This is a genomic window from Dorea sp. OM07-5, from assembly GCF_003481355.1.
Lineage (GTDB): Bacteria > Bacillota > Clostridia > Lachnospirales > Lachnospiraceae > Dorea_D > Dorea_D hominis.
In genome coordinates this window covers 242734-264287 of sequence record NZ_QUKZ01000003.1, presented here as the reverse complement: position 1 = coordinate 264287, position 21554 = coordinate 242734, and the positions used below count along the sequence as shown (strand labels likewise).

Sequence of the window (21554 nt, the reverse complement as noted above, 5' to 3'; positions counted from 1 at the left end):
AGTTCATGATTCTGGCAGGAGGTTTGCTTTTATTTATGATAATTCCAATTTTCCGGTATAGAGCTGGTAGTACGTGCCCTTGTTCTTAATGAGATCTTCGTGATCACCCCTCTCGATGATCTTACCGTGCTCCAGAACAATAATCGCGTTACTGTTACGGATCGTAGAGAGCCGATGTGCGATCACAAATACGGTACGTCCTTTCATCAGGTTATCCATTCCCTTCTGTACGATACTCTCTGTACGTGTATCAATGCTAGAAGTCGCTTCATCCAGGATCAGTACCGGCGGATTGGCAACAGCAGCTCTTGCAATCGACAGAAGCTGTCTCTGTCCCTGTGAGAGTTCCTCACCGTCTCCGCTTAACAATGTCTGGTAGCCGTGCGGCAGCATTTTAATAAACTGATCTGCATGCGCCAGTTTCGCCGCCTCGTATACCTGCTCGTCAGTCGCATTCAGATTACCATAACGGATATTGTCCATGATCGTTCCGGTAAATAAATGCGTATCTTGCAGTACAATTCCAAGAGACCGTCTCAGATCATCCTTCTTGATCTTGTCAATATTGATTCCGTCATAGCGGATCTTGCCTTCCTGAATATCGTAGAAACGGTTGATCAGGTTTGTGATCGTTGTCTTACCGGCTCCGGTCGATCCGACAAATGCCAGTTTCTGTCCCGGTTTTGCAAATAGACTGATGTCATGCAGAATTACTTTATCATCTTTGTATCCAAACGTTACATCTTCAAAGCGGACATCTCCGGTCAGCTCTGTATATGTCACACTTCCATCTGCGCTGTGCGGATGTTTCCATGCCCACATACCGGTTCTCTCTTTGCACTCAGTAATATTTCCATCTGCATTTTTCTTCGCATTGACCAGTGTGACATAACCCTCGTCCTTCTCCGGTTCTTCATCGATCAATGCAAAGATACGTTCTGCACCGGCAAGCGCCATAACAATCGAGTTAAACTGCTGCGCCACCTGCATGAACGGCTGTGTAAAGCTCTTCGTAAACTGAAGATATGATGCCATAACGCCAAGCGTAATTCCTCCGACCCCTGCTACAGAGAGGAAACCGCCAAGAACTGCCGTCAGTACAAACTGTAAGTTACCGATATTTCCGATAACTGGTCCCATCATATTTGCAAATTTATTTGCCTGGGAAGCACTCTTGAACAACGCTTCATTCAGCTCATCAAATTCCTGTTCAGAAATTCGTTCATGGTTGAACACTTTGACAACGCGCTGTCCGTTCATCCGTTCTTCTACAAATCCTGTTACATCCGCAAGTGAATTCTGCTGTTTCACAAAATATTTTCCACTGTTTCCACCGATTTTTCCTGTCACCTTCATCATAATTCCAATCACAACAAATGCAAGAACTGTCAGGATCGGACTTAACACAAGCATGGAAATGAAAGTCACGATGATCGTAAACAGAGACATCAACGCCTGCGGGATTGCCTGGCTGATCATCTGCCTTAACGCATCTGTATCATTTGTGTAAAGACTCATGATGGAACCATTGGTACGCTCGTCAAAATAGCGGATCGGCAGTGTCTGCATATGTTCAAACATATCGTCACGGACACGTTTTAACACGCCCTGACCGATATAAACCATCAATCTTGTGTATGTGAATGTCGCCAGCACTCCGGCGATGAAAATGCATGCCAGCACACCAAGCGCCTGATACAGTTCTGTGTAATTCGGATTCTGCTGCCCGATCAACGGAATAATATAATCATCCAGCATAAATTTCAACGACAGTGAAACGGAAATACTTGCTACCGCACTGATCAGAATACAGATAAATACAAGAACGAATCGGAATTTATAAGTTTCTGTCACATATTTCAGAAGCCGCTTTGCTGTCTTGATATCATTTTTAGAAATTCTCTTTTTCTTATTCATCTTCGCCGCCTCCTTTCACCTGTGACTCATAAACTTCCCGATAAATATCATTTGTCTTCAGCAACTCTTCCGATGTTCCGACACCCAGCACCTTACCGTCATCCAGCACGATGATCTGATCTGCATCTTCTATAGAAGAAATACGCTGTGCGATAATGATTTTCGTCGTATCCGGAATCTCTTCCCGGAATGCTTTACGGATCAGCGCATCCGTCTTTGTATCTACTGCGCTCGTTGAATCGTCCAGAATAAGGATTTTCGGCTTCTTCAGCAATGCTCTTGCAATACAGAGACGCTGTTTCTGTCCACCGGATACATTGTTACCGCCCTGCACGATCTGCGTATTATATCCGTCCGGAAATTCCTGTACAAATCCGTCTGCCTGTGCAAGACGGCATACTCTTTTTACTTCCTCTTCGCTTGCATCTTTATCACCCCAGCGGATGTTGTCGTATATCGTCCCGGTAAATAATACATTTTTCTGAAGTACCATGGACACCTGGTCACGCAACACTTTCAGATCATAATCTCTGACATCCACGCCACCGACTTTTACCTGTCCGCCTGTGACATCATAAAGTCTTGGAATGAGCTGAACAAGTGTAGACTTCGCACTTCCGGTTCCTCCGATGATACCGATCGTCTGACCGGATTTAATATGAAGATTTATATCTTTCAGCGACAGATTTCCGCCTTCTCCGGCATAGCTGAAATTCACATGATTGAAAACAATCTCGCCATTGTCTACCGTCTTTACTGCATTTTCCTTATCCTGCATCTCCGGTACTTCTTCCAGCACCTCTGTAATACGGTCTGTGGATGCCTGCGCAATCATGATCATAACAAATACAAATGTAACCATCATCAGTGCACCAATGATCTGCAATGCGTATACAATAATACTGGTCAGTTCTCCTGTCTCCATCTGACCACCGATAATACTCTTTCCACCGATCAGAACAAGCAGGATAACAACTGTATACATGACGAACTGCATTACCGGTGAGTTCCACGCAACAATCTTCTCTGCCTTTGTGAACAGATTATACACATACTGGGAAATGCCGTGAAATTTCTTCACTTCATAGTCTTCTCTTACAAATGCCTTTACCACACGGGATGCATTTACATTTTCCTGCACGGAATTATTTAACACATCGTACTCATCAAATACTTTGATAAAATGCGGATGTGCTTTTTTTGCAATAAATATCAGTGTTCCGCCAAGCACCGGCACTACGATCAGAAACAGTAACGCTGCTTTCTTATTCAGAAGAAGTGTCATCACCCACGATAAGATCACCATGATCGGCGCTCTTGCTAACAGACGAATGCTCATCATATACGCCATCTGCACGTTCGTAATATCTGTTGTCATACGTGTAACCAGTCCGGATGTGGAGAAATGATCGATATTATGGAACGAAAATTCCTGTATCTTATAGAAAATATCATGACGCAGATTCTTCGCATATCCGGCTCCGGCAACGGCTGCCATATTTCCTGCCTGCACACCGAAAAACAATGCCAGCATTGCCATGACCACCAGGATAACTCCTCTCTGTATGATGTAATTCATATCTCCCTGTGCAATTCCCACATCAATGATCTTTGCCATCTCAAGTGGGATCAAAACTTCCATAAAAACTTCCAGAACTACAAGAAGCGGTGCCATGACAGACTGCTTTTTGTATTCTCTGACAGATTTCAACAATGTTTTGTTCATCGTTATCTCCTCCTTTTCATTTTTCTATCTCATAACTTTTTATTGTTTAGCTGTTTTCTTATTTATCTGCTTTCTTTTTTGCTGTTTCTTCTTTTGCCGCCTTTTCTCCTTCGGCAAGGTTCCGATACATGAGATACATAACCTTCTTGCATGTCAGTACATCTTCTTCAGAAATACCTGCGACCAGCATTGCTTCGGTCTGGTGAATGTGCTCCATAATAAATTTGTGCACTTTTTCAGCCTTCCCTGTCGGAACTATCCGTTTCAGCCGGGCATCAGACTCTACCGCTTCACGCGTGATAAATCCATGCTCTTCCATTAATTTCAGTATTCCGGTCGCTGTAGACTTGCGGATACAGAATTCTTCTTCCACATCTTTCTGGTAAATATCCTTGTGCTCAGATTCCAGCAAAATAAATTTGAGCACGTGTCTCTGCATTGCTGTGAGTTCTTCCGTATCGTCAAATGGCGTCCCACAATTGTGCCGTTTCATCTGATGAGAAAGTATATGGATCAGCCTTCCCATATGCATCTCTTTGATTTTCTGATCTGGATCCTGCATATTTGATTCCTCCTTGTAATCTATGTACAAACCTGGTTATATGCTCTGATATCTCTTCCTGGTCACACATTTTAATTCCTGCGTAACAGTTAGTCTCCAAATAGTTCGTATGCTAACTGTTCGTATGCTAACTTATTATATGCGTCTCATTTTCAAATGTCAATATATTTTTTTAGACGGCTTCCTCGCTGCTATAATACTTCATACACCAGCTCGCTTAACAGCCAGGTGATGTACATTCGCCAAGTACAGATTCTTGTGCAAGCACAAATCTGTACTTGGCTCATCGTATACACAAAGAGAGACAAAAAGAAGGGTTCTTCTTTTTGTCTCTCACGGGGCATGTATCTATAAATTTGTTATTGTCTTATAAATTTTACTTCTATTCTTCCAGATCTGATTACTAATTTTCAAATACTGTCTGGTCTGTAACTGGTGTCTGAAGTGCTTGCAAAGCCTTCTCAACCAAAGCATCCCTGATTTTATAAGATTCTGCTTCGCCTTCTGTCGGATCACCGAGCGGATACGGGATTCCAATCGCCGGAACGATTCGGTTCGCACCGATCGTGCGTGAAATCGGAACTACTGTACACACATGCACCACCGGGATACCATATGCTTCAATGCCTTTTACCATCGTTGCACCGCAACGTGTACAGGTACCTCAGGTACTTACAAGAATAACTGCATCTACATGATCTTCTACCAGCTTCTTACCAATATCCGTGCCGAATTTTGCTGCTGAATTGGTAGCCGTTCCAGTTCCGGTCGTACTTGCAAAATACGGATACAATTTACCAATCTCTCCGTCCTTTTCCTTCTTCCGGAGAACATCCAGTGGAATAACGAGATTTGGATCTTCCATTACAAACTGTCTGTCATATCCACCATGGATTGTTGTATAATCATCCTTTGACATCTTTTCCATTCCCTCGATCGGATACCAGCCAAATTTGGTTGCATTGGATGATTCGATATGATCCGGATTGTCAAGTGGCACGATACCACCGGAAGTTACAATGGCGATCGTTGCCTTGCTCATATCCTTGATAGCTTCTGCCGGAGGAACACGGTCGAACTTCGGCATCGGAAGGTCTGTGGAAAATTCTTCTCCGGCAATCTTCTTAAGAAGCATCTGGATTCCTCTCTCAGAACCTCTCTCATCCGCAAAATAATTAACACGGATTCCTCTCTCCAGATATCCTTCCTCTGCTGGTCCAAGGATCTCTTCGCCTGTCGCAAGCTTACGGATCAGATTCACAAATTTCGGTACTGCTTTACGCATTGTTGCTGCAGAATTACCTGTCTCTACGAGAATCACATCCTGACGGAACATATCCGTTCCCGGATTTTCCTTATACATACCGGACACAACCGGAATGCCAAGTCTTTCTTCCACTGCCTTGCATATTGTTCCGCATGCTACTCCATAACGTCCCGCATTAAATGCCGGTCCTGCAACAAATACGTCCGGGTGATAACGTTTCACCATCTCTACAATTGTATCTGTCGCTTCATCCAGATTCTCTCCAAAATAGTTATCACCACAGATCACAGTCGCAACGATCTCATAATCGTCTCCGAGTCCCTGTGCCAGTGCCAGTCCCGGTCCAATGACCTTCTCTTGTACTTCCGGTTCATAATCTGCTTTATCTTCTCCGCCGATACCGCCGAAGAACTGATTCAGATAATGTACAATTCGATATGCTGCCATGTTTCACCCCTCCTTTAGTATCCTTTTGCTGCCAGTTTGTTGTAGCCGTTCGCAATTGTAGATGCGATAATAATCTGCAGTTCTGCTTCAAATGAACCGTCTTCGTTCATACAGCCTGCCCAGCCGCCGATCTGGCTCTCGATATATTCTGTTGTTCCGATTACCTTATCCATTGCCGGGAAATGAAGTGTTGCATTACCCTGTCCACAGGATGCAAGTGCTGTTGCTTCATCACAGGTATCTGCCAGAGAAGCAGATTTTCCATCCTTACCTGGGAACTCATCTGTAATCAGGCAAACTTTCGTTCCGGCTCTTTCTACTTTCTTGCAGTTCATCATCAGATCTGTATCCGGATTGCCATATCCTTCTTCTGTGATCAGCACTCCGTCCAGTCCCATCCACTGACACAGCTTCGCAACCATATCAGAATGACGTTCCTTATCCGCAAGAAATACATTTTCATTCGTCAGAATCACGCCCATGAAATTGAGATCTTTTCCATGATGTCTGTATAAATCTTCAATAACCGGATTGTGCAGATGATGATAGCTGGTTACTTTATCACACGGTGCCACACAGTTACCGGATACGATTGCGCCATCCATGATCTCTGTCGGATACATAAATGTCGGCACGATCTGTTTTGCATCCACTCCATAATAATAAGTATCATGCAGCAATCCCTGTGACTGAAGCATATGTACATATCCGATCTTCGGAAGATCCGGGTATTGCTGTGCTTGTTCCAGAATTGGCTTTGTCTCATACACTTCCAGTGTGTCCGGTTCGATATTTCTTGCAAGTTCGCCGAGATATGTTGCAACTTTGAGGCCTGCCATACGTCCCGCACGCTCATAAACATGTGTTTCCAGACCTTCTTTTGGTTCAATCACCACGCACACATTGAGTGTCTTTGAAAACGGACAATAATCTGCTGCCGGTCCGCTCATATCAATGACACCTTCCTGGAATCCTACGATTCGTCCCACTGTAACAACACAGCAGCCGGATAATGCATGTGTTCTTCCACTTCCAACCTGTGGAGACACTTTTCCGATCACACCTGGGAAAATCTCACCGCCACTGACTTTTACACGTGGTTCGATTACGTCTTTTACCGGCGTGATTCTTGTCTTCTCACCCGGTTTTGCAAGTTCCAGATGGCAGCCAATCAATTTGTCATCTTCCAACACAAGGCGTTCTACTTCTTCCTTATTGATAGAAAGCACATGATCTTCCACGCAGGACTTGTCACCAAACCGGATATCCCTGATCTCAATTTTACCTAACTCCAGTTTCATACTTCCTTCCCTCCTCATTCTGCCTTACTTTAAAGCTATTTTTATCTCTGTTATAAATACCTTGCTATCGTCTCTGCACTGTCTGCTGCGCTAAACGATCCTTGGCATAACATTCTGAACTATGGATAAATCAATGATCTTGAAATCATCCTCTACTTTTTTGGGGTAGGAAGCCGGGGACGGTGCTATCTCCTGCCAGCGTCTGTATACTTCCAGACATTTTTCAATCAGCAGGATTGCCTTCATCGCATCTTCCCCGCTTCCCGGGTATACAATTACAGACCGATATGGCGTCTGGTTCGGTTTCAGGCTCGATGCCTGCGGATGTGTCAGCAGAATATGGCGGTCATAAACCATATCCCGCGTTGCGATCAGAACTTCTTCATACGTCTGTTTTAAAATAACTTGCATCTCATCTTTGTATGCTTCAAACACGCGGTCATTATTCGTAATTATGATTGCTTTCTCTCGTTCGTACATACGCTTTTCCTCTGTAGATATCTATATTACAAGGTATCATTTTTATAAAGATTATTAGAACAAAGTGCCCTCTGTTCCGCCTTCATATTGTTTTATTCTGTGTGTTTGCATTATAATGTTTTTCTATAAATATAATCTTTCATTCGTTTTTTCTATCAAGTTCAATGTAGCATAATCTTTATGTAGTTTCAATGGATTTTCTTAGCATTTTGTTATTTTTTTATCTATTTTTACCATGAAATCATTCAAACAAAAGTGCCGCAGGCAGGAAATCATCTTTTGTTTCTGACTTCCGCAGGATTCTCATTACCTCCACCAGTGTATAACGGTCTGCATATAATTCCCGGCACAACGGGCTCGCCTGTTTTGGTCCTCTGGTAGAAATAAATAAAAAAAGTCCTTGACAGAAACTAAAATAATTTCTGTCAAGGACGAGTTCTGCATTGGAAAAATATATATCTCCGGCTTATACCACCCGCGGTGCCACCTTGATTCACAGCATGACCCGTGCGCGCATGAATGCTTTGATCTCCGCTTCATTGGTTTAGTATGTTAAATTATTTTTTATAATTTAGCACAACATTATTCTGTTGTCAAACTATTTTTATTAAATGCGTCGCACGCTGATAACTAGTCAATCAGGTCATTCTGATATCTGGATAAATGCTCGTACGGCAGAATCTGACGTCCCCTGTACAGACCACAGCCGTCGTTAATCAGACTGTTGTTCACTGCTGCGAACATATTGACATCCAGGTCTTTTAACTCCAGATTAACAAGCCGTTTTCCACGCTCATATGCTTCATCAAAATACAGGTTCTCGCCCTCCGGAATAACTTTCCTTCTTGTACGCTCCTGCTCCTGCTTCTTCTCGTAAGCCTTATGATTTGCCGCACCAATCTCTGCAATATCGTCCATTGTCTTCGTCCGAAGCTGCACTTCCATATAGCTTCGTGAACTGTTATCATAAAATGTAATATGAAGAGACTGGTATCCACTCTCAATATGATTAGAAATATAATCTCTGTAATACGGGCGGACATTATCATGAAGCTGCTTTGACTTACTCTCCAGCACGCCTCTTGCCGACTCTGCCGAAAATCCCTGCGCTTCCAGAAATCCCGGCAACACATTGGCAATCTGATACAGATACTCGATCTCTTCCTTCTCCCATTCTGCTTCATTTTTCACGTTGCATTTCGGAAGAGAAACTACGATCCGATATGCAATAAAATCACGGAAACAGTTTAATTTTTCTTTTAATTCGGAAATGGTCGGATAGCGCCCGTATTTCTCGTAACATTCATAGACACATTCCACGATATAACCATTGAATTTCTCTTCCGCACGGAGCAGTGATTTGATCCTGCCTTTGAATGTAAATGCAAGAAACGGATATTCCTTTGCCATATATTTGTAAAATTCACGGATTTTCTGTGACTGTGCTGTCAGGAAGTCGTTGTGTTCCAGCATTTCCTGAATCTGGATCAGAAAATTACTGTGGATCAGATCGATCTCATTGCCGGTACGTTTTGCTTCTTTTCTAAGATCTACGATATATTTGTGTAAAATCTTAAAGACTGTATTTCCGGAATATAAATAATCGTTTAATGTTATCATTCGCATCACCTCTTAAACTTATTTCATTATAACAGATGAGCATATGTGTTGCAGTACAATCTTTCTGTAATTTAAGCGTTCAAAAAGAAAGGGCACCACACGAATTTCGTGTAATACCCTTTGAAACGGATTAACTACTATAAAATGTCACTGCAGCATATATTTCTTCAATTGCCGCCGATTGGCAATTCCCAGCTTTTTGTAAACCGCTTTTAGCGTCCGGTTAAGCTGATTCTGTTCAATTCCCATATGTTCGGCAATCTCCACATTCATCCAGCCTCTGTTTGCCAGCATAGCTACTACAAATTCTTCTTTCGTAAGTGCACTGAGTTTCCCGCCGACTGCTTTTGCTCCTTCTCCTTTGCTTCTAAGGCCATGCCATTTCTGCCATCCGTAACTGAAACGTTCCATGATCCGGAATATCCGGTCGAATTCTTCCGGTGACTCTTCTTTTATATATTGTTCCACCAGCCCCTGTAAAAGTCCATGATGTTCACCGATTCCTTCCAGTAGTCCATCCGGCTCTGCCAGTTCCCATGCTGCCCGAAAATGCTCTTCGGCTTCTTTCGTTTTCTTCATACTGACAGCGTCCATCGCTGCCACAAGGTGAAGATATATAGACGAAACCGGATATAACTGCGGGCTGAATGCAAGCCCTGTCTCTACGATTCCGCGGGAGCGCTCATACTCTCCCTTCTGATAAGCATCATATGCGATAAAGTAACATCCCCATAACCGCAATCCTTTTGGAAGATCTGTTAGATATTCAAAGATCAGAGGTGCTTCCCAGTCTTCGATATGAAGCAGCACTTTTGCCACACTTCCGGCAAATGCCGCATATGCTCTCTCTTTGCGATCTTCTGAATGAAGCAGCACATCAGCCGTCACTTTCATAACATGTGCACCTGCTTTTACTGCCTCTACTCCTCCTACCGAAAAATCAGAAAAAATATAGATCAGACATGCCGACATTCTGAATACAAGATCTTCATCCTGCAGATACTTCTCGGAAATTTCTGCCGCCTTCTCACTTTCTCCCCGAAAATAATAAAATTCCGCACGTGCCATTTCCCTGTGTGCAGAATCTTCCAGATTGTCAATGAGAGTTCTTGCTTCACCCGGAACATAGGATGTTCCCATAAACCATAACTTATGTTCCATAATACTTCATCTTCTTTCTGTCTTAATGTTTCACCTTATTTTAAATTTACTCTCTTTTAAATATAATTTTAATTTTCCTCTTTTATGCTTATTTCGGGGCAGATCCCTTTACTGACACTTTATATAATACCAGCAGATTGCTACCTGTTTTGGTTTCCTTGGTATAATAATATTGCATTTTTACATCCCTTGCAATAAAATATAAAAAACGACTTGTTTTCTTTAAAATTTCACTTGCCTTTTATGAACTGGAATCTGCATTTTGGGAAGGGAATTCTATGAATATTGAAAAATATACCATTTGCAGTGCTGCAATTTTATTAGAATATTATGACAACAAAATCCAGTCATTCCTTGAAAACTGCCACGATGATATTCTGTGGCTTGGACCAGCGCATGATCAGATGATCCGCGGAAAAGATAATCTGATAGATGCATTTCAGAAAGAAAAACATGAACTGCGTTTTACTGTTTCAAATCTCGTTGTCTATCCGCTCGACACAGGCAGTCCTTCTACTCTGGACGTGCTTCTTACTTTTCAGTTGGATACTTTCTGGCCGGATGGCAGTTCAAATCGCGTCCATCAAAGAATTTCTATGCTATGGGCTATGCAAAATAATATCCCACGCATCCGGCTTTGCCACATTTCCAATGCGATTGCCTATGATCCGCGGGATACTATCTATCCTGTTCATTATGCTGAAACCTATAAATCCATGGTTCTATCTGGGCAGATAAAGCTCAGAAGAGTTACTTTTCATGGAAAAGACCGCTCCATGATTTATCTGAAACCAGATCTGATTCTGTATGTAGAATCCTGTGGTTCTCATACTCTGCTGCACACTTCGACGCAGACATTTGAATGTGTTGAGCGTCTGTCCGCTCTATGCAAACGCTGTGAACCGGAACTGATCCGCTGTCACGAAAGTTATCTGGTGAACCTGACTTACGTCGCCAGTATCCAGCGGTTCTCCTTTACACTTACCAATGGGGTCTCTATTCCAATACCTGAGAAACGATACACGCATATAAAAAAGCTGCTGGCTAATTTTTCTTCTTCCCCGGAAGTGAAAGAATAATAACTGCACCGATGATTCCTGCAAATCCTAAAAGATCCATGAATTCAAAGGAAACGCCCATAAATAATACGGATGCAAGTGTTGCTGTCAGTGGTTCTACCGATGCAAATAGACTCGCCCTTGTTCCGCCGATCAGACGCAGCCCTTCCATGTAGCATCCGAAAGAAAGCACGGTTCCCATGATGATTACGACCATTACACACAAAAATGTCTGCCAGTCCCATATAATCTGCGCCGTGGTTGTCCACGGTCTTACAATTGGAATCAGTCCGATTCCGCTGATTAACATACCCCAGCCAACGATCGCAAATGTTCCGTATTCGCTCATCAGATTACCCGGAAGCAGATTATAAAATACGGTCGCAAGCGCAGATGCAAGTCCAAGAAACAGAGTTGTTTTGGACACTGTAAGCTGTGTCAGATCTCCGTGCGTTGCGATCAGTATGACTCCGCCAAATGCAAGAACCAGTGCAATACGCTCTGATACTTCCGGCAATTTCCGGTTGACAAGCGATGTGTACAGCATGATGATAACCGGTGCCACATACTGCAATACTGTTGCGATACCTGCATTTGAATCATCTACTGCCATATAATATGTCATCTGGCAGGCCGCAATACCGATCATGCCATACAACATCATCCGAATCACATGTCTTGGATTCTTCCATATGCGGAAAGTATCTTTTTTCTGTTTTGCAACTACTGTGGACAGAAGGATCAATCCCGCAATGATCAGGCGCACATTTACCAGCCACTGTGGTGTCATCCCTCTGTGTTCAAATGAATATTTTCCAAAAACTCCTGCAAGCCCCCAAAAGACACCGCCTAATATTGTCAAAGCGGTGCCTCTCATCTTCTCACGGCGTTCAAATTGTTCCGTAAGTTCTGTATATCCCATTTTTTCATCCTCATTCTCTCATTGTACTCTTATCTGTTCAGATATTTATCCTATTCGTCAGCATAGCATATTTTTTAAAAGATTCCTATAGACCATCTGATCTTTCCCTTGATGTTTTTTATCTTCACAGTGCCAATCTCTCTGGAATCCCTGGAAACCTCTCGGTTATCACCGAGCACAAAAACCTGCTTATCTTCTACCGTCAGTGGATAGGTGATCTTATCAGACTTTGCTTCCGTCTTACCGACTGCCTGCGGTGTCGTAACTTCTTCTCCGTTAACATAGATCTTTTCACGGTCAATATTAACGGTATCCCCTGCTACAGCAATCACTCTCTTCACATATACATCCCCGTTCGGCATATCGAGCGCCACGATGTCTCCGGCTTTGTATTCGCTGTTATGTCTCTCATAAATAACTATATTCTTGTCATGCAGTGTCGGATACATCGATTCTCCGTCAACTGTCGATATCCCCATAAAAAAATGGAAAAGACCTATGATAACAACAAAAACGAGCAGGAACTGCATTATCACGATCAGTCGTTGTTTCCGGCGTTCTTTTGCTTTTTTCTTCTTCATGACCGGATCTACATCTTCCAGCACTTTTTGCTTAATACTCTCTATCTCCATCTTGTAAAACCTTCTTCCTGTTTCTTTTACCTTCCTTATTATAACGATTTTATCCTTATATCTCAACACCCAATCCATGTGAAAATCTGTGACTGTCGAAATATGGTATTCCCTTATTATTTGTGATATAATATACAAATGATATCAGAGAAATACATTCATATATCATTACAGAAACTTAGTTCTGCAGATATATGAGCGTAAAACTCGGACAAGAAGTAACACACGGGGATTTTCAGCCTGAAACTATAGACATAAGCAACACCCGTCAATGGACCTGAATTGAACGGAGGATTCACAATTATGAAAAAGTACACGTCATTCAAGGTTCTCCAGCTTGCAATACTGGCGATCCTTACCATCTTAAGTCTGTTTCTCCTTCTGAAACCAGAAGTGAAACAGTTCGTATTTTCATCCCGCCCTGCCACGATTTTGTTTTTTGTCGTATGGGTACTGTTATTGGTCAGCTTTATTTTCCTGCTGATCGATTTTAACCTTATCTCAACAATTAAACTGAACTATCATAACTTATACGGTGTCGCTTATTCCGATCCGATATCCGGTATGCCAAACCGTTTCAGCTGTGATACAGTCATTGAGAAATATTACGACGAGAAACTTCCGGAGAACATCGGCTGTATTATGATCGATCTTTCCAATCTTTCAGAGATTAATAACCTTTACACACATGCTACCGGCAACCGTCTGTTGAAAGATTTTTCTAATATTCTTTCCACTGCGGCAACGTCTTTATGTTTTGTCGGTCGCAACGGTGGTAATAAGTTTCTTGCGATCTTTGAAGACTGTACCGAGGAAAATATAGATCTTTTTATCCAGCGCATTGAAAACCGGGTTGCCCAGCACAATCAGGCACCGGATTCTATTGCCATTGAATATCACACCGGTATCGCACTGAATCGTAATGAACATCTGGATCAGATTACCCGGCTGATCGCACTTGCAAACAAACGTATATCCAGATCAACGAATGTACAAAGGAGTTAGACGCATGGAACTTGATTATGATTACATTGCAAAACTGGTACGCAAAACGCAGGAAGGCGACAGCGATGCATTTGCAGAATTATATACTGCTACTTATCAGTCGCAGTACCGTTTTGCCTATCAATATGTAAAAGATCCCTATCTTGCAAAGGACATCCTGCAGGAAGTTTACATTTTAGTATTAAAGAATCTGGACACACTGAAGAATCCGCGTCTCTTTGTATCCTGGTTGCACCAGATCACATTCCGGATCTGTTTTGACACTTGGCAGAAAAGGAAACGTCAGGAACAGGAACTGGATTATATATCCTCCGGTCAGACATCTGATTTTTCAGAATCTTTCTCGGATATCATGACGAATCCGGAGAAGCATATTCTGAACAAAGATGCAAAAGCACGGCTGATGCAGGCGATCCAGTCACTGCCTCCACAATATTCGCAGGCGATCATCATGCGCTATTACAATAATATGAGCATCGAAGATATTGCCGTTGCGATGGATTACAGCCGGAGTACTGCCAAACGGCGTTTGCGCAAAGGGCGCAAACTTCTGGAAAACATGCTCCACGAAGAAAAAGGAGGGATTTGTTTTGAATAAAGATTATACTTCTGAGTTAGACCTTCACGCATCTTCTTTTGACAATACAGACATTCCTGCTTTGGATTCGAAGACTGCGAACCAGCTTCTGAACAACGTTTTTAACGCATGCGACATGGAACCGAGCACAATTCCGGTCGAAGTTCTGGAAGACTGGGGCAATTACAAGAAAACGACCTTTGGTTTCGGACGGACGCTGGCCTATCTGTGTACACTGCTTCTGATCTTAATGCCGCTTTTATTCATTAAGCCAACGATTATTGCAGAACGTACCAAAGTAGACTCTGCACAGTCCGCTGTTTACAATATCCGGGTAAAGACACTGCTCCCGATCCGGGAAGTTACCGCTGACCTGGATGGACATCCGATCGCTTTAACGAAGAAAGACACGCATACTTATACTGCGGAAGTTACTTCTAACGGAACACTGACAATCCATGCAGAAGGCATGAACGCACAGACTTCCTTACGTAGTTACAAAGTTTCCAGTCTGGATACCGAGAAACCGAAACTTCTGGACTCCTACTCCCGTCACGGAGTTGTATATCTGGACGTATCCGACACATATTCCGGTATCAACTACGATGCGATTTCCGGTCTTGTCCCGAAGAGTATCAACAAGAAAACCGGTACCATTTCTTTTATGATACCGAAGCAACCGACAACTATTAAGATTCCGGATAATGCCGGTAATGAACTGGAATTGTTGCTCTCTCCGGTTAAGAAATAACGTACATTTTAAAAAGGAGAATCCCGATATGACTATGAAAAAGACATCACATGCTTTGCCTGTTATATTACTTATCGGGATTCTTCTTTTTGTATTATCCGGCTGTTCGTCTTCCCATTCAAATGAAGCCGATCATTCCGGGCCAAAGCGAGATTCCACGCCAAAAGTATTATCTCCGTCTGCTCCCGGCAAAAAAGTTTACAAAAATAACAGTGCATCCATCGATGCGTCACATATTTCCGAAGGATATATCATGGTAAAATATACCGGTGGCAAATCCAAAGTAAAATTACAGATTGCCGGACCGGATCAGGCAAATTATACTTATCTTCTGAGTAAAGACGCCGGTTATATGGCATTTCCACTCAATGCCGGAAATGGCAGTTATTCACTCAGTATTCTGGAAAATGTAAGCGGAGATTCTTATGCAGTCGCTCTGGAGCAGACCATTTCCGCAAAGATCGAGGATAGGTTTCTTCCTTTCCTCTATCCGAACCAGTATGTCTGGTTCACTGCGAAATCAAATGCAGTAAAAAAAGGGCAGAAACTTGCGGAAAATACATGGACGGATCTGGAAGTCGTACAGAATGTTTATAACTATGTGGTGAAACATGTCGCTTACGATAACGCCAAAGCTGAAAACGTTTCTTATGGATATATTCCAAATGTAGATGAAACTTTGAAAACCGGCAAAGGCATCTGTTTCGATTATGCAGCTCTTATGACTTCCATGCTGCGTTCCCAGCGGATTCCGACCAAACTGGAAGTCGGTTATGCCGGTGAAACTTACCACGCCTGGATCAGCACTTATGTAGATGACAAAGGCTGGGTGGATGATATCATCAAATTTGACGGAAAAGACTGGCAACTTATGGATCCAACACTTGCCGCCAGCAACGACAAAGAGTCCGTCAAGAAATATGTAAATGACAAAAATCATTACGTTGTGAAATTCAACTATTAAATACAATGATCGGGTTATGATATACCAGGCATACAAAACTACTGTAACCCGGAAAGGAGTAATTATGACCGAGACACACACGCCTCTCTCCAATGCCGAGACCGCAGCATTCTGTTCGCAGATTGCTATGATCCTGCGATCCGGTATTTCTTCTATAGAGGGAATTTCTATCATGCTGGAAGATACAACCGAACCAGAAGAGAAGAGATTACTGGAAAGCATCAACACCATGCTTCTGAATAACGGTTCCCTGCACCTTGCACTAGAAGATACACACGCATTTCCGGACTATATGATCCAGATGGTACAGATTGGAGAACAGGCAGGAAAACTGGATGAAGTTATGACTTCCCTTGCGGACTATTATGAGAAAGAAGCTGCGCTAAACCAGACGATCCACAATGCAGTTACCTATCCTTTACTTATGATCTTTATGATGATCCTCGTCATCCTTGTACTGGTGACAAGAGTTATGCCGATCTTCAATCAGGTATTTGCCCAGCTCGGCAGAGAAATGAGCGGATTGTCACTGGGTATCCTGCGATTTGGTCAGTTCTTAAACGCACACATCGTCGTCTGCGGCATTGTCCTTGTACTGCTTGCTGCCGGCGCTGTTTACCTGTTCTGGACAAAACGTGGACACCAGATGCTCCTTGGATTTATGGGAAAACTTCACGGCGGCCGTTCTCTTCAGGATCAAATCGGCGCATGTCGTTTTGCAAGTGGTATGGCACTGACTTTAAGCAGCGGACTGACACCTGCGGAATGTCTGAAACTCTCCATTCCACTTATCAAGAAAGGAGCTTTCCGCACCCGTCTGGAAGCCTGCTCCGAGGCAGTTACAAATGGCGAAGATCTGTGCGAAACACTTCTTTCCAATCACATTTTCTCAGGAATTTATGCCAAAATGGCATCCATCGGTTCTAAGACCGGTGTGTTGGAAGAAGTGATGAGCAAGATTGCCGGACAGTACGAAGAAGAAATCGATAACCAGCTCTCCAGAATGATCACTGCGATCGAACCGACACTTGTCATCATTCTGTCCGTGATCGTCGGCATCATTCTTCTGTCTGTCATGCTACCACTCATCAGCATCATGGCAACATTATAATACCTGGTTTCTTAACATGAATAAGAAATCTGTTCCCCGGTAATTGATACATCAAGATAGAAAGGAACGACTAAAGATGTCCCGTCGTTTTATTAAAAACCGGCAAACTTCATATTTGCGGAATGTTCTGATTTCCATCACTTTATTTCTTACTGTCTTTGGATTTTTCTCATACGGAATCGTATCCGTCCAGAAAGACATGGAGAAAAACGAGATGGAAACGCTACAGTCTGCCGTTACCCGCGATATCACCCGCTGCTATGCGCAGGAAGGCACTTATCCGGAGAGTCTGACATATTTGAAAAAACATTATGGCCTGACTTATGACTCTTCCAAATATTTTGTGGATTACCAGCCATTGGGCGCCAATATTATGCCTGACGTTACGATCATCCGGAAAGGAGGCGGAAACTAATGCGTTTTGAACGTTCGAGAAAACATATGATAGACTTTATATTTCCGCTGACACTTTTACTTGTATTTGCGGTTTCCGCACTGATCGTATTGCTTCTGTCTGCACGTATTTACGCCGCACAGACGGAACAGGCAGATAAAAATTACCAGACTACCACACCACTTTCCTATATTACGGAAAAATTTCGCGCAAATGACACATACGGCGTTGTATCTGTCGAGAAACGTGAAGGCAGGGAATGTCTTGCTTTCCACATGCCGGCTGATACTTCTGCTGATAATAACGGAAATACAGATACTACCGGTTATACAACATATCTCTATACAGATGGCGGGTGGCTGAAAGAACTGGTCGCGCGGGATGACGCTGACGCTTCTCTTAAAGCTGGAAAGAAAGTGATCGAAGCCCGTGATCTGACCGTCACACGAAAAAAAAACGGACTGTACCGCATTATGATAACCGAAAAAAATGGCACACAAGTCAGCCGCCTGCTTGCAGAAAGGAGCCATTCATGAAACAACAGAATCACAAGCGCTCCGGCATCTTTCTGCTGGAAATTATGATCGCCATACTGTTTTTTGCACTAACCGGTGCTGTATGCCTGCGCACTTTCGTCAAAGCACATACACTGAGTACACAGGCTACCGAGACGGAACAGGCGCTTTCCCGTCTGGAAGATGTTGCCGGGCTTTTAAATACAATAGACGCGGCAGAGTTAAAAGATGAAAAGACATTTTCAGAGACTCTTGAAAGTGAGTTTCCGGCCTGTGAAATGGATGGCAGAAACGCTGTTATTTATTATGATACAGACTGGAAAGCCTGCCTGCCGGAAAAAGCATTCTACCAGATTCAGTTACAGACAACAGATAAAGAAGATTCCATGTGCCATTTTCAGATCAAAGCTCTGCGCCTCGCAGAAGGCACTGCCAATATATCTTCCAGTAAATCTTCTGAGAAACAGTCAGGCAGGGCAGCTTCTGAAATTACACATTTAACACTAAAGCGCTACGCAAAGGATTGATGATTATGAATACATCAGGTTCAAAACAGAAAAATTTTCCAATTACAAATATCGGATCGGTCACTCTGCTGATGATCTTCATTGTATTATGTATGATCACCTTTGCAGCGCTGTCACTTTCCAGTGCCGCTTCGGATTATCAGACCGCCCGGAAATCCGCCACTCATGCGCAGGAGTATTACAAAGCATCAGGTCGTGCGGAAAAGACTCTTGCAAAAATCGACCAGGTACTTAAAAACTGTTACCTTCAGACTTCCGATATTGCCGGATATTACAAAAATATCGAACAGCATTATAAAAACAATTCGAATATTACTTTAAAGAGAACTTCGGATTCCCTTACATTGACTTATCAGACGAAGATCAATGATAAACAGGCATTGCAGACACGCCTGCTGATTCTGCATCCGTCTGAGCAGACAGACAAACGCAGCCTCTCCTCTGCAAAAACTGCAACTCCTGATCTGTACCGCATCACTGGCTGGCAGACACTTTCAACTGCAGACTGGAACGGAGAGAATTCTTTGAACTTACTTAAAAAATAAAAAGGAGACTTTTATTTATGATAACACTCGCTTCACAATTACTTGAAAAAACGGTAAGCTCCAACGCTTCCGATGTTTTTATTGTTGCCGGGCTTCCGGTTTCCATGCGGTTAAATGGCATCATTGTACATGAGGATGAAGAACGCCTGAAACCGAAGGATACTGCCGAGATTATTAAACAGATTTACCAGATGGCAAATGAACGCGACATGCAGACACTTCTTGCTACCGGAGATGATGATTTTTCATTTTCCATTCCGGGACTTTCCCGTTTCCGTGTCAGTGCCTTCAAACAGAGAGGTTCTCTATCCGCCGTCATCCGAGTGATCTCGTTCTCTCTGCCGGATGCAAAGGAGCAGGGAATCCCTCAGCAGATCATTGATTTTGCCGACTTTTCCAAAGGTCTGGTACTCGTCACCGGTCCTGCCGGAAGCGGTAAATCTACAACACTTGCCTGCGTGATCGACCACATCAACCAGACACGCCATGAACACATTATCACACTGGAAGATCCACTGGAATTTCTTCACCGCCACAATAAGAGTATTGTCAGCCAGCGCGAGATTTCTGTCGATACCGTCAGCTATGTAACGGCGTTGCGTGCGTCTCTGCGCCAGAGCCCGGATGTCATTCTCCTTGGCGAAATGCGTGATTTCGAGACGATACAGGTTGCCATGACGGCTGCCGAGACCGGACACCTGATTTTCTCAACTTTACATACGATCGGTGCCGCCAATACGATCGACCGTATCATCGATGTATTCCCGCCGAACCAGCAACGACAGATTGCAGTCCAGTTATCCATGGTTCTGCAGGCTGTTATATCACAGCAGCTTGTCCCTACTATTGACGGACACCAAGTTCCGGCATTTGAAATTATGACGGTAACACCTGCCATCCGCAATATGATCCGTGATAATAAAATCCCGCAGATTGATGGTATGATCTATTCTTCCGCCACACCGGAACTGGTTTCCATGGATGCGAGCCTCTTGAAACTTTATAAGGATGGTACGATCTCCAAGGATACTGCGCTGACTTATGCGACGAATCCGGAGATGTTGAAGCGGAGGTTATAATAATAACAAGGCAGGTCAAATTGACCTGCCTTATCTATTCTCTCTGTTCACTTTTTTTAGTATTTTGTAAATCCGATTTTCTTCATGGAATAGCCGTATTTTCCTAAAAGTTTATCGTAGTATTTGAATGCTGTTTTTGTATAGCTGACTGCTTTTGTCCAGTCTTTTTCACGAGGCTTTCCGCTGTACTCCAGTTCATCATCACTTTCGCTCATAAGATCGCCTTCCAGACATTTTGTCAAATTCATTCCCTTACGGTTTCCATCGTAAGATTTGTCAAGCTTTCCTAAAATAGAAATAACATAATCTTCCTTTAATTTCATATCAATTATTTGTAATTCCCCTGCTTTATCTTTTACGATATCCATCATGATTGCTGTACCTGTTATCTTGTTCGCTTTTTCGTTCATGTCTATATAACTGAATCCCATCTGCCATTTTTGGGGATATGCAATAATATTAATATCTTTTTCATTATTTTTTCCTTGTTTGGAAGTCATGGAAAGCATGTACATTCCATCGCCCTGATTTTTTCCTTTTTCTCTTACCAGATCATACAGCTTTCTCGCACGGTAATTTTCCTTTGTGACAACTGCCACTTTACATTTTAATTTCTTACCTTTTACTTTTGCAGTAATTGTGCATTTGCCAAGTTTTACTGCTTTTACTGTTCCTTTGGAACTGACCTTTGCAATTTTCTTATTGCTGCTGGACCATTTGATTTTGGCACTTGTATTCTTCACTTTCAGTTTCGTACTCTGTCCCGGATACATTGCAGCACTTGTCTTGCTGAGTTTTGGTTTAACGGCTGCTTTTGCTTCCCCACTCCAGCCACCAAATGCAAGCGTCACCGCCATTGCAATCACCAGTAACCCTGCCGACAGACGTTTCCATACGTTTCTTCTGTTTTCTTTCATGCCTTCTTCCTCCCAATTTGTTTTTTATCTCTACATTAAGAAAAGCCTTCTAATCACACAACTTTTCTTAGAAAGA

The 21554-nt window shown here is 42.9% G+C and carries 22 protein-coding genes; 11 read left to right on the top strand and 11 right to left on the bottom strand.

From position 1 onward, the window contains the following. Positions 1-33 precede the first annotated feature (33 nt). The 8 genes from DXC04_RS04635 to DXC04_RS04600 all read right to left on the bottom strand — a co-directional run bounded on the left by DXC04_RS04635 (position 34) and on the right by DXC04_RS04600 (position 10481). On the bottom strand, positions 34-1917 hold the full coding sequence (locus DXC04_RS04635; protein ID WP_118660163.1) for an ABC transporter ATP-binding protein: 1884 nt from the start codon (positions 1915-1917) through the stop codon (positions 34-36). After that, positions 1910-3643, bottom strand: coding sequence for an ABC transporter ATP-binding protein (locus DXC04_RS04630; RefSeq protein ID WP_118288068.1), 1734 nt, complete (start codon positions 3641-3643; stop codon positions 1910-1912). Before DXC04_RS04630 ends, DXC04_RS04635 begins: the two co-directional genes overlap by 8 nt. A gap of 58 nt (positions 3644-3701) precedes the next feature. Further along, a complete protein-coding gene (locus DXC04_RS04625) occupies positions 3702-4205 on the bottom strand; it encodes a MarR family winged helix-turn-helix transcriptional regulator (protein ID WP_118288069.1) in 504 nt (167 codons plus the stop codon). 403 nt (positions 4206-4608) lie between these two features. Then, positions 4609-5919: a sarcosine reductase complex component B subunit beta gene (gene grdF, locus DXC04_RS04620; RefSeq protein WP_118660161.1), complete on the bottom strand. Its 1311-nt coding sequence runs from the start codon at positions 5917-5919 to the stop codon at positions 4609-4611. A 14-nt stretch (positions 5920-5933) separates the two neighbouring features. After that, on the bottom strand, positions 5934-7220 hold the full coding sequence (grdG, locus tag DXC04_RS04615; protein ID WP_118660159.1) for a sarcosine reductase complex component B subunit alpha: 1287 nt from the start codon (positions 7218-7220) through the stop codon (positions 5934-5936). Positions 7221-7310: 90 nt separating this feature from the next. Then, a complete protein-coding gene (locus tag DXC04_RS04610) occupies positions 7311-7700 on the bottom strand; it encodes a GrdX family protein (RefSeq protein WP_118660157.1) in 390 nt (129 codons plus the stop codon). 630 nt (positions 7701-8330) lie between these two features. Further along, positions 8331-9320: a guanosine polyphosphate pyrophosphohydrolase gene (locus DXC04_RS04605; protein ID WP_118660155.1), complete on the bottom strand. Its 990-nt coding sequence runs from the start codon at positions 9318-9320 to the stop codon at positions 8331-8333. Between the two features lie 147 nt (positions 9321-9467). Continuing rightward, positions 9468-10481 (bottom strand): hypothetical protein, encoded by a 1014-nt coding sequence (locus DXC04_RS04600; protein ID WP_118660153.1) that lies wholly within the window; start codon positions 10479-10481, stop codon positions 9468-9470. A gap of 278 nt (positions 10482-10759) precedes the next feature. Here DXC04_RS04600 and DXC04_RS04595 point away from each other — a divergent pair, with 278 nt between their 5' ends. Continuing rightward, positions 10760-11560 carry a LytTR family DNA-binding domain-containing protein gene (locus tag DXC04_RS04595; protein WP_118660151.1) on the top strand — a complete coding sequence of 267 codons (801 nt, stop codon included), beginning with the start codon at positions 10760-10762 and terminating at the stop codon, positions 11558-11560. On the opposite strand, the gene DXC04_RS04590 is transcribed toward DXC04_RS04595, so the two are convergent. Together DXC04_RS04590 and lepB are read right to left on the bottom strand one after the other, a co-directional pair. Beyond that, the gene (locus DXC04_RS04590; RefSeq protein WP_118660149.1) at positions 11526-12461 is read right to left on the bottom strand and encodes a DMT family transporter; all 936 of its coding nucleotides are present in this window, start codon (positions 12459-12461) and stop codon (positions 11526-11528) included. The two genes, DXC04_RS04595 and DXC04_RS04590, sit on opposite strands and share 35 nt — an antisense overlap. 74 nt (positions 12462-12535) lie before the next feature. Then, on the bottom strand, positions 12536-13093 hold the full coding sequence (gene lepB, locus DXC04_RS04585; RefSeq protein ID WP_118660147.1) for a signal peptidase I: 558 nt from the start codon (positions 13091-13093) through the stop codon (positions 12536-12538). A gap of 303 nt (positions 13094-13396) precedes the next feature. Between lepB and DXC04_RS04580 the strand changes: the two genes are divergently transcribed. From DXC04_RS04580 to DXC04_RS04535, 10 genes are all read left to right on the top strand, one after another. Then, positions 13397-14098: a GGDEF domain-containing protein gene (locus tag DXC04_RS04580; RefSeq protein ID WP_117537714.1), complete on the top strand. Its 702-nt coding sequence runs from the start codon at positions 13397-13399 to the stop codon at positions 14096-14098. A 4-nt stretch (positions 14099-14102) separates the two neighbouring features. Further along, positions 14103-14696, top strand: a complete 594-nt coding sequence (locus DXC04_RS04575; RefSeq protein WP_243112103.1) for an RNA polymerase sigma factor — start codon at positions 14103-14105, stop codon at positions 14694-14696. Beyond that, complete coding sequence (locus DXC04_RS04570; protein WP_118660143.1) at positions 14689-15426, top strand: hypothetical protein; 738 nt, start codon at positions 14689-14691, stop codon at positions 15424-15426. The genes DXC04_RS04575 and DXC04_RS04570 overlap by 8 nt, the downstream gene beginning before the upstream one ends. A gap of 28 nt (positions 15427-15454) precedes the next feature. Then, complete coding sequence (locus DXC04_RS04565; protein WP_243112102.1) at positions 15455-16390, top strand: transglutaminase domain-containing protein; 936 nt, start codon at positions 15455-15457, stop codon at positions 16388-16390. Between the two features lie 64 nt (positions 16391-16454). Continuing rightward, a complete protein-coding gene (locus tag DXC04_RS04560; RefSeq protein ID WP_118660141.1) occupies positions 16455-17501 on the top strand; it encodes a type II secretion system F family protein in 1047 nt (348 codons plus the stop codon). Positions 17502-17700: 199 nt separating this feature from the next. Next, positions 17701-17916 carry a hypothetical protein gene (locus DXC04_RS15855; RefSeq protein WP_243112101.1) on the top strand — a complete coding sequence of 72 codons (216 nt, stop codon included), beginning with the start codon at positions 17701-17703 and terminating at the stop codon, positions 17914-17916. Next, the gene (locus DXC04_RS04550; RefSeq protein WP_118660137.1) at positions 17916-18431 is read left to right on the top strand and encodes a DUF4860 domain-containing protein; all 516 of its coding nucleotides are present in this window, start codon (positions 17916-17918) and stop codon (positions 18429-18431) included. The genes DXC04_RS15855 and DXC04_RS04550 overlap by 1 nt, the downstream gene beginning before the upstream one ends. Continuing rightward, positions 18428-18937 carry a PulJ/GspJ family protein gene (locus DXC04_RS04545; protein WP_118660135.1) on the top strand — a complete coding sequence of 170 codons (510 nt, stop codon included), beginning with the start codon at positions 18428-18430 and terminating at the stop codon, positions 18935-18937. The genes DXC04_RS04550 and DXC04_RS04545 overlap by 4 nt, the downstream gene beginning before the upstream one ends. Before the next feature lie 5 nt (positions 18938-18942). Next, positions 18943-19482 carry a hypothetical protein gene (locus DXC04_RS04540; protein WP_118660133.1) on the top strand — a complete coding sequence of 180 codons (540 nt, stop codon included), beginning with the start codon at positions 18943-18945 and terminating at the stop codon, positions 19480-19482. A gap of 17 nt (positions 19483-19499) precedes the next feature. Beyond that, positions 19500-20561 (top strand): type IV pilus twitching motility protein PilT, encoded by a 1062-nt coding sequence (locus tag DXC04_RS04535; RefSeq protein WP_118660131.1) that lies wholly within the window; start codon positions 19500-19502, stop codon positions 20559-20561. A gap of 56 nt (positions 20562-20617) precedes the next feature. On the opposite strand, the gene DXC04_RS04530 is transcribed toward DXC04_RS04535, so the two are convergent. Next, a complete protein-coding gene (locus DXC04_RS04530; protein WP_118660129.1) occupies positions 20618-21478 on the bottom strand; it encodes an Ig-like domain-containing protein in 861 nt (286 codons plus the stop codon). Positions 21479-21554: the final 76 nt, after the last annotated feature.

Bases quoted from the DNA above. Each gene is read 5' to 3' on its own strand.
- DXC04_RS04635 (WP_118660163.1), bottom strand. From the start codon at position 1,917: ATGAATAAGAAAAAGAGAATTTCTAAAAATGATATCAAGACAGCAAAG.
- DXC04_RS04630 (WP_118288068.1), bottom strand. From the start codon at position 3,643: ATGAACAAAACATTGTTGAAATCTGTCAGAGAATACAAAAAGCAGTCT.
- DXC04_RS04625 (WP_118288069.1), bottom strand. From the start codon at position 4,205: ATGCAGGATCCAGATCAGAAAATCAAAGAGATGCATATGGGAAGGCTG.
- grdG (WP_118660159.1), bottom strand. From the start codon at position 7,220: ATGAAACTGGAGTTAGGTAAAATTGAGATCAGGGATATCCGGTTTGGT.
- DXC04_RS04610 (WP_118660157.1), bottom strand. From the start codon at position 7,700: ATGTACGAACGAGAGAAAGCAATCATAATTACGAATAATGACCGCGTG.
- DXC04_RS04605 (WP_118660155.1), bottom strand. From the start codon at position 9,320: ATGATAACATTAAACGATTATTTATATTCCGGAAATACAGTCTTTAAG.
- DXC04_RS04600 (WP_118660153.1), bottom strand. From the start codon at position 10,481: ATGGAACATAAGTTATGGTTTATGGGAACATCCTATGTTCCGGGTGAA.
- DXC04_RS04595 (WP_118660151.1), top strand. From the start codon at position 10,760: ATGAATATTGAAAAATATACCATTTGCAGTGCTGCAATTTTATTAGAA.
- DXC04_RS04590 (WP_118660149.1), bottom strand. From the start codon at position 12,461: ATGGGATATACAGAACTTACGGAACAATTTGAACGCCGTGAGAAGATG.
- lepB (WP_118660147.1), bottom strand. From the start codon at position 13,093: ATGGAGATAGAGAGTATTAAGCAAAAAGTGCTGGAAGATGTAGATCCG.
- DXC04_RS04580 (WP_117537714.1), top strand. From the start codon at position 13,397: ATGAAAAAGTACACGTCATTCAAGGTTCTCCAGCTTGCAATACTGGCG.
- DXC04_RS04575 (WP_243112103.1), top strand. From the start codon at position 14,103: ATGGAACTTGATTATGATTACATTGCAAAACTGGTACGCAAAACGCAG.
- DXC04_RS04565 (WP_243112102.1), top strand. From the start codon at position 15,455: ATGACTATGAAAAAGACATCACATGCTTTGCCTGTTATATTACTTATC.
- DXC04_RS04560 (WP_118660141.1), top strand. From the start codon at position 16,455: ATGACCGAGACACACACGCCTCTCTCCAATGCCGAGACCGCAGCATTC.
- DXC04_RS15855 (WP_243112101.1), top strand. From the start codon at position 17,701: ATGGAGAAAAACGAGATGGAAACGCTACAGTCTGCCGTTACCCGCGAT.
- DXC04_RS04550 (WP_118660137.1), top strand. From the start codon at position 17,916: ATGCGTTTTGAACGTTCGAGAAAACATATGATAGACTTTATATTTCCG.
- DXC04_RS04545 (WP_118660135.1), top strand. From the start codon at position 18,428: ATGAAACAACAGAATCACAAGCGCTCCGGCATCTTTCTGCTGGAAATT.
- DXC04_RS04540 (WP_118660133.1), top strand. From the start codon at position 18,943: ATGAATACATCAGGTTCAAAACAGAAAAATTTTCCAATTACAAATATC.
- DXC04_RS04535 (WP_118660131.1), top strand. From the start codon at position 19,500: ATGATAACACTCGCTTCACAATTACTTGAAAAAACGGTAAGCTCCAAC.
- DXC04_RS04530 (WP_118660129.1), bottom strand. From the start codon at position 21,478: ATGAAAGAAAACAGAAGAAACGTATGGAAACGTCTGTCGGCAGGGTTA.